Source organism: Pseudothauera rhizosphaerae (genome assembly GCF_004801305.1).
Lineage (GTDB): Bacteria > Pseudomonadota > Gammaproteobacteria > Burkholderiales > Rhodocyclaceae > Pseudothauera > Pseudothauera rhizosphaerae.
Map to the genome: position 1 here is coordinate 95,275 of NZ_SSOD01000005.1, position 17,975 is coordinate 113,249.

A 17,975-nucleotide genomic window follows, 5' to 3' on the forward strand; every position below is an offset into this window, starting at 1 on the left:
GTCCCGCGCTTTGCGCCGGTTGAGGCTGGCAAGAGTCAGCTTGTCTCTTCAGACTTCCGTGGCGGCCATTGCCTAGCCGCATGCAGCACGCGCAGCACGCGCACCAAGTCGCCGGCCATGTCATAGACCAGGATGTAATTCTGGTGCGCCACCAGTTCGCGGGTGCCGGCGACACGGCCAGGCCGGCCGAGGCCGGGATGATCGGCCAGGCGGCCGGCCTTCTCCGCAAACAACTCATCGAGGGCCAACGCGGCGGCTGGGTTGTCCTGCGCAATGTAGGCACGAATCTCCCGCCGGTCGGCGGCAGCCAGGCGCGTCCAGACCAATTTCACGATGCTGGGCCACCCATCATGCGCCGCGTTTCAGATCGCCAAGCGGCGGCTTCAGCTTCCACTTCCTCGGCCGGCACCAGGTCGCCGGCATTTGCCGAGTGCAAGCCGGCTTGCACTTGGCGGCGGAACCAGGCGTCATGTTCGGCCGCTTCCTGCTGTTGCCGCACGAAGTCCCGCATGAAGTCGCGCAGAAGTTGCGCGCCGGTGCGGTCGCGGGCCTTCGCAGCCACGGCGAACTCGTTTTTCAGGGCCTCATCGACCCGGAAGGTAAAGGTTGCCTCGCCCATGGTTTTGCCCTCATGTGTTGCATGGTCAGTACAGAGTAGCACATCACCGAACTCGTCATGACTCCGGCTGACCGTCCAGGGACGGCGGGATGACCTGATAGAATCGCGGCTTTCCCGCCTGTGGTGGGCGCTTGCGCGCTTCTACCCGCTCTTCCTTCGATGACTGACATTTCCGCTCCCTATCCGCCCGAGCTGATGCGCGACGTGGCCCGCCGCCGCACCTTCGCCATCATCTCCCACCCCGACGCCGGCAAGACCACGCTCACCGAAAAGCTGCTGCTGTTCGGCGGCGCGATCCAGCTCGCCGGCACCGTCAAGGCCAGAAAGAGCGCGCGCCATGCCACCTCCGACTGGATGGAGGTGGAAAAGCAGCGCGGCATCTCGGTGACCAGCTCGGTGATGCAGTTCGACTACGCCGGGCACACCATCAACCTGCTGGACACCCCGGGCCACGAGGACTTCTCCGAGGACACCTACCGCGTGCTCACCGCGGTGGACGCGGCGGTCATGGTGATCGACGCGGCCAAGGGCGTGGAAGCGCAGACCATCAAGCTGCTGGACGTGTGCCGCCTGCGCGACACCCCCATCATCACCTTCATCAACAAGCTGGACCGGGAAGTGCGCGAGCCCTTCGACCTGCTCGCCGAGATCGAGGACGTGCTGAAGATCCAGTGCGCGCCGGTGACCTGGCCGGTGGGCATGGGCAAGGCCTTCCGCGGCGTGTACCACCTGCTGGAAGACCGCGTGCTGCGCTTCACCGCGGGCGAGGAGAAGCGCACCGAGGCGGAGATGATCAAGGGCATTGCCAACGCCCAGCTCGACGAGCTGTTCCCGATGGAAATCGGCCAGTTGCGCGAGGACGTGGAGCTGATCCAGGGCGCCTCCAACCCCTTCATGCTCGGTGAATTCCTCGCCGGCAAGCAGACCCCGGTGTTCTTCGGCTCCGGGATCAACAACTTCGGCGTGCAGGAAATCCTGCAGGCCCTGATCGACTGGGCGCCGCCACCCCAGCCCCGCGTCGCGGGCACGGACACGGAAGCCACCCGCATGGTGCAGCCGGCCGAAGAGAAATTCTCCGGCTTCGTGTTCAAGATCCAGGCCAACATGGACCCCAAGCACCGCGACCGCATCGCCTTCTTCCGCATCTGCTCGGGGCGGTATCAGTCGGGGATGAAGGTGAAACACGTGCGCGCCGGGCGAGAGATGAAGCTCGCCAATGCGCTCACCTTCATGGCGAATGAACGGGTATTGAAGGACGACGGCGTAGCCGGCGACATCATCGGCATCCACAACCACGGCCAACTGCAGATCGGCGACACCCTGACCGAAGGCGAAGCCCTGGGCTTCAAGGGCATCCCCTACTTTTCCCCCGAACTCTTCCGCGCCGCCCGCCTGCGGGACCCGCTCAAGTCCAAGCAGTTGCAGAAGGGCCTGCAGGAACTGGGTGAGGAGGGCGCCATCCAGGTCTTCGAGCTGGAAGGCGGCAACATGCTGCTGGGCGCCGTGGGCGTGCTGCAGTTCGAGGTCGTCGCCCAGCGTCTGAAGGACGAATACAAGGTGGACGCCATCTTCGAACCGGCCGACATCCACACCGCGCGCTGGCTCACCTTCCCGGACGAGGTCACGCGGCGCAATTTCGAGCGCGAGCAGGTCATGCGCCTGGGCAAGGACGTGGACGGCAACCCGGTGTATCTGGCCAGCACCCGCTACAACCTGGAGGTGACCATGGAAAAGTGGCCCAAGGTGGCCTTCCACGCCACCCGCGAACACGGGCAGGTGCTGGCCTGAGGGCTGTGCAGTACGGCCGTCGGCCAGCCTATGGTTCTTTCGGCGGCTGCGCCCCCTCTCCCCGGCCCTCTCCCACGAGGGGAGAGGGAGAAAACCGGTGCCCGGACGAACGTTTCGGAAGCGAAACTCCCCTCTCCCCTCGTGGGAGAGGGGTTGGGGGAGAGGGGGTGCCCCCCAGGGGCGAAACGCTTGATCGAACCAACGAGTACGCACAATGAGCGTCACTGACACTACCCGCGGCCTCGGCCGGGTCATGACCTGGCTGGGCGCGCTGGCCCTGCTGGGCGTGCTGTGGATGGTCTTCAGCGACCAGCTCGAACGCCGCTACAACCCCAACCGCGACTTGGTGGTAACACCCGGCAGCGGCGGCGAACTGGTGCTGCAGCGCAACCGCCTGGGCCACTACGTGGCACCCGGCACCATCAACGGCCGGCCGGTGGTTTTCCTGCTCGACACCGGCGCCACCCAGGTCTCGGTGCCGGCCCACCTCGGCCCGGCACTCGGCCTGTCTCCCGGCGCCCCGGCCCAGGTCATGACCGCCAATGGCCCGGTCACCGTGCGCGGCACCGCGATCGCCGAACTCGCCCTCGGTCCCTTCCTGGTGCGCGACGTGCGCGCCCACCTCAATCCGGGCATTGGCGACAATCAGGTACTGCTGGGCATGAGCGTACTCAAACACCTGGAATTCACCCAGCGCGGCGACACGCTGATCCTGCGCGCGAACGGCGGCTGATCACCGCCCCCGAGGCTATTTCCAGCTCAGGTCCAATTTGCGGTGCGAGGCGGCGCAGTCGCGCAGGTACAGGTTGATGAGGCTTTGGTAGGGGATACCGACCTCTTCGGAAAGAGACTTGAAGTAGTCGATGGATTCTTCGTCCAGACGGATCGTCACCTGCTTTTTCAACTGGGAAGCGTAGGGATTCTTCCTGGCCTTGGAGAAATCGTATTCCTCACGCATGGGGGCACCTTTACGGGTAGGACTTCATCTCGCTGGTCGTCGCCTTTCGGGCGGAGATGCTCAGAAGGGCCGATCGCCCGCCGACGCCGACGCTTCCGCCGCCTTCAGCTCTCCGCCCAGCACCTCCACCAGCGCCGGCAGCAACTGGCGCAGTTCGCCGGTCATCAGCGCGAAGCCGGCATCGAACAGCACCTGGGCGTCGGTGTCCTTGTCATCGAGCTGCTCCTTGACCACATCCAGGAAGTCCAGGCGCTTGATCTCGGTCTTCTCGGTCAGCACGAAGCTCACCCGGTCGTCGAAGGTCAGCGCGAGGCGCGTGGGCAGCTTGCCGGCCGCCAGGTGGGCGCGTACATCCTCGCCGTCCAGGGCGTGGCGCACGTAGCGCACGGCGGCCTTCTCGTCGGCCACGGAGCGCAGTTCGCAATCCTGGTCGATGGTGAAGTTGCCCGCCGCCTCGCCGCCAGCCAGCCAGTCGGCCATGGCCGCCACCGGGCTGCGCTCGGTGCGCACCAGCGCCAGCGGCAGGCTGTCCAGGGTCTGGCGCAGCACTTCCAGCAGGTCTTCGGCGCGGGTCTGGCTGGGGGCGTCGATGCCCAGCCAGCCGCCCTCCGGGTCGATCCAGGCGTACATCTTGCGGCGACGCGTGAAGGCCCGGGGCATCAGCTCCTGCTGCACCTGCTCGCGCAGTTCCTTCATCTGCTTGCGGCCCGGCTTGTAGCCCTGCTGGGCGGCGATTTCCTCGGCGCGTTCGTCGGCCACCTGGCGCACCACCGAGGGCGGCAGCAGACGCTGCTCCACGCCCAGACTGATGAGCCACTGGCCGCCCACGGCATGCACCAGCCGGTCGTCACCGGTGGGCGAGACCCAGCCGCGGGACTCCGGGTCCTGGCTGCCGCAAGGCGCGAAGCGCCGGCGGGCGAGCTGTTCGTCGAGGGTGTCCGCGGTGATGTTCCACGGGGCGGGGAGGCGGTAGATCTGCAGGTTCTTGAACCACATGTTCGGTCGATTCCTGATGCTGAAAAAAACGAAACCCGCGCGGCGCACCACCGCAGCGGGGGTGAAAGGGAAAACCTGCTTACTGCAGCCGGCAGGACTCGGCGATCATGCGGATCACCCGCAGCGTGTCCAGATCGGACTCGTGGTAGGCAGAACGCACGTACCCGGCCACCTGCACGTCCTGCCCGGCACCTTCCGCCAGCGTGGTGGCGTACTGGAAGCGCAGGAAGACCTCGCCGGGCTCGGGTTCCTCGATCCTGATGGTCAGGCTGCCGCCGGCATGTTCCGCTGTGGCGGCGGACTCGAAACGCATCCAGTCCAGTTCGGCGAAAGTCACCTTGTCCTCGACCACCGCCCCGCCGAAGTGCAACTCGCGCGCCAGCGCGCCTTCGCTGCGTTCGACGATCACGCAGCGGTCCAGGCCGGGCAGAAAGGGCCGGGGATCCTCGGCCCGGCACAGCAGGCCGAACCACACCTCCTCCCGCGTCAGGTTGGCCTGCGCCGGATCGGCGAGGTCATTGACCTGGACCAGATGCTCGAACTTCACCCACGTGCTCCATCTCTTTTGGAGCGACAGTTTACCCCGTATAAGATCGGCCCATGAAACTCGAACGCCTCCTCCAATCCCAGGGCTTCGGTTCGCGCAAGGAATGCCGCGCCCTGATCCGCGCCGGACTGGTTGCCTTCGACGGCAACCCCGAAGACAACCCGTTCGCCGAAATCAGCCCCGAGAACTGCACCTTTTCGGTAGACGGCGAAGACTGGCAATACCGGGAGAACGCCTACCTGGTGCTGCACAAGCCGGCCAACCACGAATGTTCCCACCAGCCCCAGTTCCACCCCAGCGTGTTCGCCCTGCTGCCCGCGCCGCTGGTGGGGCGTGGCGTGCAGTGCGTGGGCCGGCTGGACCAGGACAGCACCGGCCTGCTGCTGCTCTCCGACGACGGCCAGTTCATCCACTACTGGAGCTCGGGCAAGAAGCGCGTACCCAAGGTCTACGAAGTCGCCACCGCCGAACCGGTCACCGACACCCAGATCGCGGCCCTGCTCGCTGGCGTGCACCTGCACGACGAACCGGCGCCGGTCGCCGCCGTGGCCTGCGGGCGGACCGGCGAACGGGCGCTGCGCCTCACCGTCACCGAAGGCAAATACCACCAGGTCAAGCGCATGGTGGCCGCGGCCGGCAACCACGTGGAACGCCTGCACCGCAGCCGGGTGGGCGGCTTTGACCTGCCGGCTGAACTGGCGCCCGGCGAATGGCGCTGGCTGGACGAGGCCGATCTCGTCCGCCTGGCCGACTTTCCCACCCCGTGATGGAGGCTGCCGACCCGCTGCTGCTGGCCGTCGCCTGGGCGGCGATCACCCTGTTCGGCATCTCCAAGGCCGGGTTCGGCGGCGGATTCGGCGTGCTGGCGGTGCCGCTGATGGCCCTGGTCACCTCGCCCGCCCACGCCGCCGCGCTGATGCTGCCCTCCCTGCTGGTCATGGACGCCATCGGCCTGGTGGTCTTCCGCCAGCGTTTCGATGCCGCCCTGCTGAAACTCATGCTGCCCGCCGGACTGGCCGGCATCCTGCTCGGCACCCTGGTGTTCCGCCTCATCGATGCCGCGGGACTCAAGCTCATCCTGGGTACCGTTTCCATCCTCTTCGTGCTGCAGCGCTGGCTCGGCACACCGCACAAACCGGTTGCGGAGTCGCGCCGGGAACGCTGGTCCGGCCGCTTCTGGGCCATGGTCTCCGGCTTCACCAGCTTCGTCGCCCACGCCGGCGGCCCGCCGATCTCCATGTATCTGATCCCGAAGCGCCTCGACCATGTGATCTACGTCGGCACCTGCGCCATGTTCTTCGCCGCGGTGAACGCAGCCAAGTGGGTCCCCTACGGCCTGCTCGGCCTGTTTCCGTCGCAGACTCTGCAGACCGGTCTGGTGCTGGCGCTCGCTGCCCCTTTCGGTTACTGGCTGGGTCTGCGCGTGTTGAAGGGCCTGGACGGCCACCTGTTCTACCGCCTGCTCAACCTCGCCCTGCTATTGACCGGTTTGAAGCTGGTATGGGATGGCTTGGCCGGTTGAAGGGAGAAGGATGGTTTTTCTGTTTTTGTTTCTTTATTAAAAGAATAGAAATACTAATAGTGCCCCTCTTTCTGTGGATAAGTTCCTCCATGCCTTGTCCGGAGAAGGATTCGGCCCCCTGAAAAACGCTTGGCAAGTCTGCCGTACGGCTGTGGAGAAAATGTAGACCGATTCGCCCGCTGCTTCCGTTCTGCCCTTTACCCACAAGCCTTCCCCATCGAGTTCGTCCACTTGTCCACTGCCATGCTCGCCACCGACCGTCCGGCCGTCCCCGATTGCGAAATCTTCTGCCGGGTTGTGGATAACCTCGGGGATATCGGCGTGTGCTGGCGCCTGGCGCGGGATCTGGCCACGCGCGGGCTGGGCGTCCGGCTGTGGGTGGACGGCTGGGCCACCCTGGTCGGGCTGTGTCCGCCGGCGGCGGACGGGGCGTGCGTGGCCGGCGTGGAACTGCGGCGCTGGACGGAGCCGTTTCCGGACGCCGTGCCCGCCCGCCTGGTGATCGAGGCCTTCGCCTGCGACGTGCCGCCACGCCACCTGGAAGCCATGGCTGCCCGCGAGCCGAAACCGGCCTGGCTGAATCTGGAATACCTGTCGGCGGAGGACTGGGTGGCCGGCTGCCACGGCATGGCCTCGCCCCATCCGCGCCTGCCGCTGACCAAGCGCTTCTTCTTTCCCGGCTTCGTGCCGGGCACGGGCGGTCTGGTGCAAGAAAGCGGTCTGGTGGATGCACGCCGTGCCTTCCAGGCCGATCCGGCGGCGCGTGCCGCGCTCTTCGCCGCCCTGGGCGTAGCGCCAGCGCCGGATGCGCTGGTGGTGTCCCTGTTCGCTTACGGCCACGGGCAACTGGCCGGACTGCTCGACGCTTGGGCGGCCGGCCCGCGCCCGGTCTGCCTGCTGGTGCCGGAAGGGCGCATGGCCGATGCCCTGGCCACCGCCTGCGGGCGCAGCGCCCTGGCGCCGGGCGAAGGCCTGCAACGGGGCGCGCTGGACATCCGGGTGCTGCCCTTCACCGACCAGGACGGCTACGACCGCCTGCTGTGGGCCTGCGACCTGAACTTCGTGCGCGGCGAGGATTCTTTCGTGCGCGCCCAGTGGGCCGCGCGCGCCCTGGTGTGGCAGATCTACCGTCAGCAGGAGGATGCCCACCACGTCAAGCTGGACGCTTTCATGGCGCGCTACACCGCTGGTCTGGACGCGGACGTGGCCGCTGCCTTGCGTCGTTTCTGGCGTGCCTGGAACGAGGTCGCCGAAACCGAAGGCGGCGCACCGGAAACCCCGGCGGCGTGCTGGCCGGCGTTCGCCGCCGCGCTGCCGCGCCTGGCCGCTCATGCACGGGAATGGAGTGCGGAACTGGAAGCTCTGCCGGACCTCGCGCAGGCACTGGCGAAATTTCTCGAACCGGCTGTAAAATGCTGAGTTTTTAATAGTTTGCAGCGGCGCTGCCGCGGCTGAAAGACTCCAGGGAACAGCATGAAAACCGCACAGGAACTTCGCTCCGGCAACGTCATCATGGTCGGCAACGACCCGCTCGTGGTGCAGAAAGCCGAATACAACAAGTCCGGCCGCAACGCCGCGGTCGTCAAGATGAAGCTCAAGAACCTCCTTACCGGCGCGCCGGCCGAGTCGGTGTACAAGGCCGACGACAAGTTCGAGATCGTCGTGCTCGAGCGGAAGGAAGTCACCTACTCCTACTTCGCCGACCCCATGTACGTGTTCATGGACGCCGACTACGAGCAGTACGAAGTCGAGGCCGAGAACATGACCGACGCGCTGAAGTACCTGGAAGACGGCCTGCAGTGCGAAGTGGTGTTCTACAACGGCAAGGCCATCTCCGTGGAACTGCCCAACTCCGTGGTGCGCGAAGTGACCTACACCGAGCCCGCGGTCAAGGGCGACACCTCTGGCAAGGTACTCAAGCCGGCCACGATCGGCACCGGCTTCGAACTGATGGTGCCGGCCTTCGTCGAGATCGGCGACAAGATCGAGATCGACACCCGTACCGACGAGTACAAGAACCGCGTGAAGTAAGCGTTTCGAGCCGTGACGCTCCGGGCCCGCAGTGCGGGCCTTTCGTTTTTGTGCCGCGCCTGCCGGCGTTTTTTCGCAACAGGGTGCAAATAGCGGATGGCCGGTGTTGAATTCGCGCTCGAAGCAGGTAGTTTTGCAGGAATGTTGCGTCCGCCCCATCCCGACCGGGAGCCGAAGATGAAATCCTTCGCGACGAGCCTCGCGGCCGTCCTAGTCCTCAGTCTTGCAGCCTGCTCGGCCGATGCGCCGGAACCCGAAGCGGCGGCTCCCGCTCCGGTCGGTACCCAGCCGCCGGCGCCGGTGGTGGAACGCATGATTCCGCCCGAGCAGCCCTCGGCGGTCGAGGCCGAAAGCGAGGCGGAACCGGCAGGCGCGGGAGCGCAGCGCGGCGACGACGAAGCCGGCGTGCGTGAGCGTGACGCCAAGGAAGCCACCGAGGAAGCCGCGCGCCGCATCCTCGGTGCCACTCGCGAGGCGGCGCAGAAGCTGCGCGATGCCGGTCTGGGCGCGGTGCAGTCGGTGCGCAAGGACGCCGGCGAGGGCGCAGCCGAGGCCACGGCGGCCGAGTAAGTTTCCCCACGGGCCACGGCGGCGGGCGGCCGCCTATAATCCCGACGCCTGCCCTCCACGCGTCGACCGCCACAACATGCCCACCCCGCCGCCCGACCGGATCCGCATCCGCGGAGCCAGCCAGAACAATCTGCGCCACCTGGATCTCGACATCCCCCTCAACCGGCTGATGGTGGTCACCGGGGTGTCCGGCTCGGGCAAGTCCTCGCTGGTGTTCGACACCCTGTACGCCGAAGGCCAGCGCCGCTACGTGGAGACCTTCTCCCCCTACGCGCGCCAGTTCCTGGACCGCCAGGACCGCCCGCGGGTGGACCGCATCGAGGGCGTGCCGCCGGCCATCGCCATCGACCAGACCAACCCGGTGCGCACCTCGCGCTCCACGGTCGGCACCATGACCGAGCTGGCCGACCACTTCAAGCTGCTCTACGCTCGCGCTGCCCACCTGTACTGCCGCGGCTGCGGCGCGCGGGTGGCGCGGGACATGCCGGACAGCATCGCCGACAGCATTACCGAGCGCGCCGCCGCGGCCGGCGACCCGCGCCTGGTGATCGCCTTTCCGGTCCCGGTGCCGGCCAACTACGGCGAAGCCGAGATCACCGCGCTGCTGGAACACCAGGGCTACACCCGCATCCACGCCCGCCAGGACGACACCCTGCTGGTGGTGCAGGACCGCCTGCGGGCGTCGAACGCGGAGCGCAGCCGTCTCGTGGAAGCCTTGGAAACCGCCCTGCGCCACGGCCAGGGGCGGCTGTCGGTGCATGCCCTGGGCCAGGCCGGCGAACAGGTGTGGCGCTATTCCGGCGACCTGCACTGCGCCGACTGCGACATCCACTACTCGGAGCCCACGCCCGGCCTGTTCTCCTTCAACTCGCCCATCGGCGCCTGCGACACCTGCCGCGGCTTCGGCCGCGTCATCGGGGTGGATTTCAGCCTGGTGATCCCGGACGAATCCAAAACGCTGGCCGGAGGCGTGGTGAAACCCTGGCAGACCGCCTCCTTCCGCGAATGCCAGGACGACCTGGCGAAGATGGCGAAGAAGTACGGCGTGGCCATGGACGTGCCCTTCCGCGACCTGCCGGAAGAGCATCGCCGGTGGGTGCTGGAAGGCGACCCCAAGTGGAAGAACTGGGACAGCTCCTGGCCGCGCCTTTGGTACGGCGTGCGCCACTTCTTCGACTGGCTGGAGAGCAAGGCCTACAAGATGCACATCCGGGTGCTGCTGTCGCGCTACCGCAGCTACACCGAGTGCCCGGCCTGCCACGGTGCGCGCCTGAAACCCGAGGCCCTGCTGTGGCGCCTGCCCATGGGCGGGGGCAGGGGGCTGGCGATCCACGAGCTGTTCGCGCTGCCCATAGACCGAGTGCGCACCGCGGTCGAACAGCTCGCCCAGCCCGGCCATGCCGTGCGCACCGGCGCCGATGAAGCCACCGAACTGGTGCTCGACGAAATCCGCAGCCGGCTGCGGTATCTGGCCGACGTGGGCCTGGGCTACCTCACGTTGGACCGCCAGTCGCGCACGCTCTCCGGCGGCGAGGTGCAGCGCATCAACCTCACCACCGCCCTGGGCACTTCGCTGGTCAACACCCTGTTCGTGCTCGACGAACCCTCCATCGGCCTGCATCCGCGGGACATCGGCCGCATCCTCGGGGTGATGACCCGGCTGCGGGACGCGGGCAACACCCTGGTGGTGGTGGAGCACGATCCGCAGGTCATGCTGGCTGCCGACGAACTGCTGGAGATCGGCCCCGGCCCCGGCGAGCGCGGCGGCAACATCGTCGCCCGCGGCACGCCGGCCGAGATCGCCGCCGATCCCGCGTCGGTCACCGGGCCGTGGCTGGCCGGACGCAAGCACATCGCCGGCGGGCGCAGCCCGCGCCCGGTGGATGAAGGCACGCCGCGCCTCGTGCTGCGGGGCGCGCGGGAACACAACCTGGCCGGCATCGACGTCGCCTTCCCGCTGCAGCGCCTGGTGTGCCTGACCGGCGTCTCCGGTTCGGGCAAGTCCACGCTGATCCAGGACGTGCTGTATCCCGCGCTCGCCAAGCACTTCGGCGAGGGCACCGAGGCGCCCGGCGCCCACGATGCCCTGGTCGGGCTGCAAGAGCTGGCGGGCGTGGTCCTGGTGGACCAGTCTCCCATCGGCAAGAGCTCGCGCTCCAACCCGGTGAGCTACGTCGGCGCCTGGGATTCCATCCGCAACCTGTTCGCCGCGCTCCCGGAAGCCAAGCAGCGGGGCTATTCCCCCGGCACCTTCAGCTTCAACTCCGGCAACGGGCGCTGCCCCACCTGCACCGGCTCCGGCTTCGAGCACGTGGAGATGCAGTTCCTCTCCGACGTGTGGCTGCGCTGCCCGGACTGCGATGGCAAACGCTACCGTCCCCAGGTGCTGGAACTGCAGTGGCGGGGCAAGTCGGTGGCCGATGTGCTGGAACTCACCGTGCGTGAGGCGCTGGACTTCTTCGCCGGCCAGCCCAAGGTGCATGCCGCGCTGGCACCGCTGGTGGAAGTGGGCCTGGACTACCTGCGCCTGGGCCAGCCGGTGCCCACGCTGTCCGGCGGCGAGGCGCAGCGCCTCAAACTTGCCGGCCACCTGGCCCAGGCCGCGCAGAAGAAGGGCGCCAAGCGCACCGGTGCGGGTAGCCCCGGCCTGCTGTTCCTGTTCGACGAACCCACCACCGGCCTTCACTTCGAGGACGTGGCCACCCTGCTCGGCGCCTTCAACACCCTGCTGGACGCGGGCCACTCCCTGGTGGTCATCGAGCACAACCTGGACGTGATCGCCGCCGCCGACTGGCTCATCGACCTGGGCCCGGAAGGCGGCGAGGACGGCGGCCACGTCGTTGCCGAAGGCCCGCCGGACGTGGTGCGGGAGCATCCCGAGTCCCACACCGCGGCCGCACTGCGCGACTACGCCGGGGCGATCGGCGAGATCGCGGTAGGAGCGGGCTTGCCCGCGATCACCCGGCAGGCAAACGAACCCCGCGCCATCTACCGTCCCGTCGCCGCCCCCGTCATCGACATCCGCCACGCCCGCGAGCACAACCTGAAGAACATCAGCCTGACGATCCCCCGCGACCGCTTCACCGTGGTCACCGGCCTGTCCGGCTCGGGCAAGTCCACGCTGGCCTTCGACATCGTGTTCGGCGAGGGCCAGCGCCGCTACCTGGAATCCCTCAACGCCTACGCCCGCCAGTTCGTCCAGCCCTCCAGCCGGCCGGACGTGGACGGCCTGTTCGGCATCCCGCCCACGGTGGCCATCGAGCAGCGCACCAGCCGCGGCGGGCGCAAGAGCACGGTGGCGACGCTCACGGAAATCCACCCCTTCCTGCGCCTGCTGTACACCAAGCTCGGCACCCAGTACTGCCCCGACTGCGGCGTGCCGGTGACGCCGCAGAGCTTCGACGCCATCGCCGCGCAGATCCTGCGCGACTTCGACGGCCGCTCGGTGGAGCTGCTGGCGCCGCTGGTGGTCAACCGCAAGGGCCTGTACACGGAGCTCGCGCGCTGGGCCAAGGGCAAGGGCCATGAGCAGTTGCGCGTGGATGGCGAATATCTCGCCACTGCCCGGTGGCCGCGCCTGGACCGCTACAAGGAACACGACATCGACCTGCCGGTGGGCATCGTGCTGGTCGGCACCACCCAGGAAGCTGTGCTGCGCAGTCAGCTCGCCGAGGCGCTGGAGCACGGCAAGGGCGTGCTCAAGGTGCTGGAACTGGGCAAGGTGGGCGCCGCGCCGGTGACCTTTTCGACGTTGCGCGCCTGCCCCTCCTGCGGCACCAGCTTCCCCGAGCCGGACCCGCGCCTGTTCTCCTACAACGCCAGGCATGGCTGGTGCCCGAGTTGCTACGGCACCGGGCTGAAGCTGGCCGGCAGGGTGGACGACCCGGATGCGCTGGATTTGGGAGTGCTGAAAAATGAGGTTGACGCCGCCACCGACGAACCCTGCCCGGCCTGCCAGGGCGCGCGCCTGAACCCGGTGGCGCGGGCGGTGCGCTTCCGCGAGCGCGGCCTGCACCAGCTCGCCGCCCTGTCGGTGGATGGCGCGGCCGGCTTCTTCGGCGAACTTGCCCTGAGCGGGCGCGAGGTGGACATCGCCCGCGACCTGGTCAGCGAAATCCGCGCCCGCCTGGACTTCCTGCGCCAGGTCGGGCTCGGCTACCTGGCCCTGGACCGGGCCGCGCCCACGCTCTCGGGCGGCGAGGCGCAGCGCATCCGCCTGGCCGCCCAGCTCGGCTCCAACCTGCGCGGCGTGTGCTACATCCTGGACGAGCCCACCATCGGCCTGCACCCCCGCGACAACCGCATGCTGCTCGACACCCTGGAGGCCCTGCGCGACCGGGGCAACACCCTGCTGGTAGTGGAGCACGACGAGGACACCATCCGCCGCGCCGACCACGTCATCGACCTCGGTCCCGGTGCCGGCGTGCGCGGCGGCCGTGTGGTGGCCGAGGGCGGGCTGGCCGAGCTGATGGCCGCCCCCGAATCGGCCACCGGCCGCTACCTGCGCGAACCGCTGGCGCATCCCATGGGCCGCCGCCGGGAGGTGCCCGCCGGCCATCCCGGCATCGAGGTGGCGGGCGCGTCCCTGCACAACCTGCGCGACATCGACGTGCGCCTGCCCCTGGGCCGCCTGACGGTGGTCACCGGCGTGTCCGGCTCGGGCAAGTCCACGCTGGCGCGGGACGTGGTGCATGCCAACCTGGTGCGCCTGCTGGGCGAGGCCGGGCCGGCGGGCCGGGGGAAGACACGCGGGGCCGCCAATACCGTTCGCGCTGAGCCTGTCGAAGCGCATTCCCAGCCGGCGAAACGGCCTTCGACAAGCTCAGGCCGAACGGTCACGGGTTATCCCACCGGCTGCCGCGAACTGCGCGGCTGGCAGCAGGTGGGCCGCGTGCTGGAGGTGGACCAGACCCCCATCGGCAAGACGCCGCGCTCCTGCCCGGCCACCTACGTGGGCTTCTGGGACGCCATCCGCAAGCTCTTCGCCGATACCTTCGACGCTCGCACGCGGGGCTGGAATGCCTCCCGCTTCTCCTTCAACACCGGCGCCGGACGCTGCCCGGCCTGCGAGGGGCAGGGCCAGATCACCGTGGAGATGAACTTCCTGCCCGACGTGAAGACGCCCTGCGAGGTGTGCGGCGGCGCCCGCTTCAACCCGGAGACGCTGGCCGTGCGCTGGCGGGAGAAGACCGTGGCCGAGGTGCTGGCGATGCCGGTGGAGGAGGCGGTGGACTTCTTCGCCGCCCACCCCTCCATCGCCCATCCGCTGCAACTGCTGCAGGACGTGGGCCTGGGCTACCTGACCCTGGGCCAGCCCAGCCCGACGCTCTCGGGCGGGGAGGCGCAGCGCATCAAGCTGGTCACCGAACTGGCCAAGGTGCGCGGCCGGGCGGGGGAGTCCGCCAGTACGGGCGGACGTCCGCTGCCGGCCGAAAAGCACACCCTGTACGTGCTCGACGAACCCACCGTGGGCCTGCACATGGCCGACGTGGAAAAGCTCATCCACGTGCTGCAGCGCCTGGCGGACGCCGGCCACACGGTGCTGGTCATCGAGCACGACCTGGACCTGATGGCCGAGGCCGACTGGATCGTGGACCTGGGCCCGGAAGGCGGCGAGGGCGGCGGCCGCGTGGTGGCCGCGGGACCGCCGGAGGCGATCGCCGCCGCCGATTCCCATACCGGGCGCCATCTGCGTGAATTCCTCGCCGCCCGCGCGGGGAACCCGGACGCCTCTTGAGCGATCCACAACGCATTACTGCATTGCAACAACAGGAGTCAGCGATGAATCGCAAGCGCATCCGCGTGTGGGACCTGCCCACCCGCCTGTTCCACTGGTCCCTGGTGGTGGTCGCCGTCGCGGCGGTCCTGACCGGCGTGAACGGCGGCAACATGATGGTGCACCACCAGCGCCTCGGCGTGATCCTGGTCGGCCTGATCGCCTTCCGCCTGACCTGGGGCGTCATCGGCTCCCAGACCGCGCGCTTCACCCGCTTCGTGCGCGGCCCCGGCGCCATCGCCGCCTACCTGCGCGGCCAGTGGCGCGGCATCGGCCACAACCCGGTGGGCGCGCTATCGGTGCTGGCCCTGCTGGGCCTGTTCGGCTTCCAGGCGGTGAGCGGCCTGTTCACCAACGACGACATCGCCTTCGAAGGGCCCCTGCGCGCGCTGGTGGACAAGGCCACCAGCGACTGGATCACCGGCGTGCACGGCAGCATGCTGTGGTGGCTGGCCGGGCTGGTGGCGGTGCACGTGGGGGCGGTGGTGTTCTACCTGCACGCCAAGAAGGACAACCTGGTCAAGCCGATGATCACCGGCTGGAAGGAAGTGGACGACCCGGAGGCCGACTCCACCCGCGGTGGCACTGTGGTGGCCTTCGTGATCGCGTTGGCCGTGGGGCTCGCTGCGGCGTGGATCGCCGCAGGCGGCCTGCTTCCTCCGCCCCCGCCGCCGCCCGAACCGGCCGCCGTGCCGGCCTGGTGAGGCGTCCGCCAAAGAAAAACGGCCACCCGGGGGTGGCCGTTTCCAAGTCCGGCTGCGCGCGGGCTTACTTGGCGCGGTAGCTGTCGTGACAGGCCTTGCAGGCCTTGCCGACTTCGCCGAAGGCGGCCTTGATGGCACCCTGGTCGCCGGTGGCGGCGGCGGCGGCGAGGTCGTTGGCAGCCTTGTTGAAGCTCACGGCGACCTTGGCCACACCTTCGCCGTCGGTGAAGAACTCGCCCTTGACCTTGGTTTCATGGAAGCCGCTGCCCTTGTCGCTGCCGGCGGGGTACAGCGCGCCCATGCCGGAGTTGGCGACCGCGGCGATGACGCTGGCGGCGGCGGCCACCTGGTCCTTGTTGTACGGCACGGCGCCGTCCACCACCTGGGCCTTGATCTTGCCCATGTTCCAGGCCATGAACGCGTAGCCGGCCTGGCGGAACTTGATCGCGTCTTCGGGCTTCGTCTGGGCCACCGCGGCGGTGGCAATGGACAGGGCGGCAACGCCGAAGACGGCGCCGGCAAGGAGTTTCTTCATGGATGACCTCTCAGTCTGGTTATTGGAAATGAATGCTGCGTTGCGGAAAACTGCGCACCGGACCCGACTGCGACAGCAGCGATGGGAAAATGGTTCAATCGAGTCTATCAGCAATTTATGATATTCCGTGAGCGTTCACTTCCGCGGCCTCCCGTCTTCTGTCGCGGAAACTGCTAAAGGAAGCGCCCCGAAGGTCGTAGATAATAGCGACTGCAACCGAAACACGCCGGCCGGGTGGCCGGGCACAGGGAGTACATCATGCGTCGCCTCGCCGACCTGCCGATCTGGTTCCGACTGACAGCCGTGATCTGGCTGATGCTGATCGTGGCGTGGACCACCATGATCATCTGGGAAACCCAGGTGAACCGCGATACCGCCATCGATCAGGCCAAGGATTTCGCCGCCACCGTCAACGAGATGACCATGGCCGGCCTGACCGGCATGATGATCACCGGCACGGTGGGCCAGCGCGACGTGTTCCTCGACCAGATCAAGGAGCTTTCCGCGGTGCGCGACCTGAAGGTGCTGCGCGGCGAGGCCACCACCCGCCTGTTCGGCCCGGGCAGCGATACCGAGCGTGCCACCGACGGGGCCGAGAGCGGGGTGCTGGCCGGCGGCGAGCCGGTGATGCGCGTCGAGCGCGACGCCCAGTACGGCGAGCACCTGCGCGTGGTGCTGCCGGCGAAGGCGTCGAAGAACTACCTGGGCAAGGACTGTCTGATCTGCCATCAGGTGCCGGAAGGTGCGGTACTGGGCGCGGTGAGCATGCGCATCTCGCTGGACAAGGTGAACGAGGCCGTGGTCGGCTTCCGCAACAAGATCTTCCTGTTCGCGATCCTGGTGTCCGTGCCGCTGCTCGGCTTCGTCGTGCTCTTCGTGCGTTCCTTCGTCACCCGCCCCCTGTCGCACCTGACCGACAGCCTGTCCGACATCGCCCGCGGCGAGGGCGACCTGACCCGCCGCCTGGACGTGCGCGGCCAGGACGAGATCGGTTTCACCGCCACCACCTTCAACCAGATGATGAGCACCATAGGCGGGCTGGTGCGCCAGGTCAGCCAGTCGGCCGAGGCGGTGGCGCAGTCGGCGCGCGGCCTGTCGGCGAGCGCGGCGCGGGTGGCACAGAGTTCACACCGGCAGAACGACCAGTCGGTGAGCGCGGCCGGCGCGGTGGAGGAGATGCTCGACAACATCACCCACATCGCCTCCAGCACCGAGGCCGTGCGCGACCGCTCCCGCGACAGCCTGGCCCGCTCGCAGGAAGGCAAGAGCAGCCTGGAGCAGTTGATCGGCGAGGTCGGCGAAGTCCAGCAGGCCGTGCGCCACATGGCCGAATCGGTGTCCGCCTTCGTGGACTCGACCAAGTCCATCACCAGCATGACGCAGGAGGTGCGCGAGATCGCCGAGCAGACCAACCTGCTCGCGCTCAACGCCGCCATCGAGGCCGCGCGCGCCGGCGAGCAGGGCCGCGGCTTCGCGGTGGTGGCCGACGAGGTGCGCAAGCTGGCGGAGAAGTCCGCGCGCTCGGCGAGCGAGATCGACGACATCACCCAGGAGATCACGCGCCAGTCGCAATCGGTGCAGAAGTCCATCCAGCGCGGCATGGAGCACCTGGATTCGAGCCGCAAGGCGGCCGATGAAGTGTCGGACGTGCTCGACGCGGCCAACGCGTCGGTGAGCGAGGTGGGCGAGGGCCTGGACCGCATCGCCGGCGCCACCGAGGAGCAGCGCCGCGCCAGCGAGCAGGTGACGCAGAACATCGACGCGATCGCCAACATGGCGCGGGAGAACAACCAGGCCATCGAGGACACGGTGGCCGCGGCGCAGGAACTCGAACGCCTGGCCGCCGGCCTGCAGGAATCGGTGTCGCGCTTCCGCGTCTAGCCGCCGCGCTGCAGGAAAAACCCCCGGCTCGCAGCCGGGGGTTTTTCG

General features: G+C 68.2%; 16 protein-coding genes. 10 read left to right on the forward strand and 6 right to left on the reverse strand.

Translation table 11 applies throughout. The annotated features are described in order from the left end of the window. Nucleotides 1-35: 35 nt before the first annotated feature. Both E6O51_RS07805 and E6O51_RS07810 read right to left on the reverse strand, forming a co-directional pair. A complete protein-coding gene (locus E6O51_RS07805; protein ID WP_136384419.1) occupies nt 36-332 on the reverse strand; it encodes a type II toxin-antitoxin system RelE/ParE family toxin in 297 nt (98 codons plus the stop codon). Continuing rightward, the gene (locus tag E6O51_RS07810) at nt 329-619 is read right to left on the reverse strand and encodes a CopG family ribbon-helix-helix protein (RefSeq protein ID WP_136384420.1); all 291 of its coding nucleotides are present in this window, start codon (nt 617-619) and stop codon (nt 329-331) included. The genes E6O51_RS07805 and E6O51_RS07810 overlap by 4 nt, the downstream gene beginning before the upstream one ends. A gap of 159 nt (nt 620-778) precedes the next feature. Here E6O51_RS07810 and E6O51_RS07815 point away from each other — a divergent pair, with 159 nt between their 5' ends. Together E6O51_RS07815 and E6O51_RS07820 are read left to right on the forward strand one after the other, a co-directional pair. After that, complete coding sequence (locus tag E6O51_RS07815) at nt 779-2,407, forward strand: peptide chain release factor 3 (RefSeq protein WP_136384421.1); 1,629 nt, start codon at nt 779-781, stop codon at nt 2,405-2,407. Nucleotides 2,408-2,621: 214 nt separating this feature from the next. Then, nucleotides 2,622-3,140 (forward strand): retropepsin-like aspartic protease family protein, encoded by a 519-nt coding sequence (locus tag E6O51_RS07820; protein ID WP_136384422.1) that lies wholly within the window; start codon nt 2,622-2,624, stop codon nt 3,138-3,140. 15 nt (nt 3,141-3,155) lie between these two features. On the opposite strand, the gene E6O51_RS07825 is transcribed toward E6O51_RS07820, so the two are convergent. From E6O51_RS07825 to E6O51_RS07835, 3 genes are all read right to left on the reverse strand, one after another. Further along, the gene (locus tag E6O51_RS07825; protein ID WP_136384423.1) at nt 3,156-3,365 is read right to left on the reverse strand and encodes a BrnA antitoxin family protein; all 210 of its coding nucleotides are present in this window, start codon (nt 3,363-3,365) and stop codon (nt 3,156-3,158) included. 60 nt (nt 3,366-3,425) lie between these two features. Further along, complete coding sequence (locus E6O51_RS07830; RefSeq protein ID WP_136384424.1) at nt 3,426-4,361, reverse strand: recombination-associated protein RdgC; 936 nt, start codon at nt 4,359-4,361, stop codon at nt 3,426-3,428. Nucleotides 4,362-4,440: 79 nt separating this feature from the next. Further along, nucleotides 4,441-4,908, reverse strand: coding sequence for an SRPBCC family protein (locus tag E6O51_RS07835; protein WP_136384425.1), 468 nt, complete (start codon nt 4,906-4,908; stop codon nt 4,441-4,443). Nucleotides 4,909-4,961: 53 nt separating this feature from the next. Here E6O51_RS07835 and E6O51_RS07840 point away from each other — a divergent pair, with 53 nt between their 5' ends. The 7 genes from E6O51_RS07840 to E6O51_RS07870 all read left to right on the forward strand — a co-directional run bounded on the left by E6O51_RS07840 (nt 4,962) and on the right by E6O51_RS07870 (nt 15,511). Continuing rightward, nucleotides 4,962-5,675: a pseudouridine synthase gene (locus E6O51_RS07840; RefSeq protein ID WP_136384426.1), complete on the forward strand. Its 714-nt coding sequence runs from the start codon at nt 4,962-4,964 to the stop codon at nt 5,673-5,675. After that, a complete protein-coding gene (locus tag E6O51_RS07845; protein WP_136384427.1) occupies nt 5,675-6,430 on the forward strand; it encodes a sulfite exporter TauE/SafE family protein in 756 nt (251 codons plus the stop codon). Before E6O51_RS07840 ends, E6O51_RS07845 begins: the two co-directional genes overlap by 1 nt. Nucleotides 6,431-6,661: 231 nt before the next feature. After that, nucleotides 6,662-7,849, forward strand: coding sequence for an elongation factor P maturation arginine rhamnosyltransferase EarP (gene earP / locus E6O51_RS07850; protein WP_330997911.1), 1,188 nt, complete (start codon nt 6,662-6,664; stop codon nt 7,847-7,849). Between the two features lie 54 nt (nt 7,850-7,903). Continuing rightward, a complete protein-coding gene (gene efp / locus E6O51_RS07855; protein WP_136384428.1) occupies nt 7,904-8,461 on the forward strand; it encodes an elongation factor P in 558 nt (185 codons plus the stop codon). A 177-nt stretch (nt 8,462-8,638) separates the two neighbouring features. Continuing rightward, nucleotides 8,639-9,031, forward strand: a complete 393-nt coding sequence (locus E6O51_RS07860; RefSeq protein WP_136384429.1) for a hypothetical protein — start codon at nt 8,639-8,641, stop codon at nt 9,029-9,031. 76 nt (nt 9,032-9,107) lie between these two features. Continuing rightward, complete coding sequence (gene uvrA / locus E6O51_RS07865; protein ID WP_136384430.1) at nt 9,108-14,768, forward strand: excinuclease ABC subunit UvrA; 5,661 nt, start codon at nt 9,108-9,110, stop codon at nt 14,766-14,768. A gap of 44 nt (nt 14,769-14,812) precedes the next feature. Further along, nucleotides 14,813-15,511 carry a cytochrome b/b6 domain-containing protein gene (locus E6O51_RS07870; RefSeq protein ID WP_136384431.1) on the forward strand — a complete coding sequence of 233 codons (699 nt, stop codon included), beginning with the start codon at nt 14,813-14,815 and terminating at the stop codon, nt 15,509-15,511. A gap of 64 nt (nt 15,512-15,575) precedes the next feature. On the opposite strand, the gene E6O51_RS07875 is transcribed toward E6O51_RS07870, so the two are convergent. Next, on the reverse strand, nt 15,576-16,046 hold the full coding sequence (locus E6O51_RS07875) for a c-type cytochrome (protein ID WP_136384432.1): 471 nt from the start codon (nt 16,044-16,046) through the stop codon (nt 15,576-15,578). A 258-nt stretch (nt 16,047-16,304) separates the two neighbouring features. Here E6O51_RS07875 and E6O51_RS07880 point away from each other — a divergent pair, with 258 nt between their 5' ends. Further along, nucleotides 16,305-17,927 (forward strand): methyl-accepting chemotaxis protein, encoded by a 1,623-nt coding sequence (locus E6O51_RS07880; RefSeq protein WP_136384433.1) that lies wholly within the window; start codon nt 16,305-16,307, stop codon nt 17,925-17,927. The last annotated feature ends 48 nt before the right edge of the window (nt 17,928-17,975 follow it).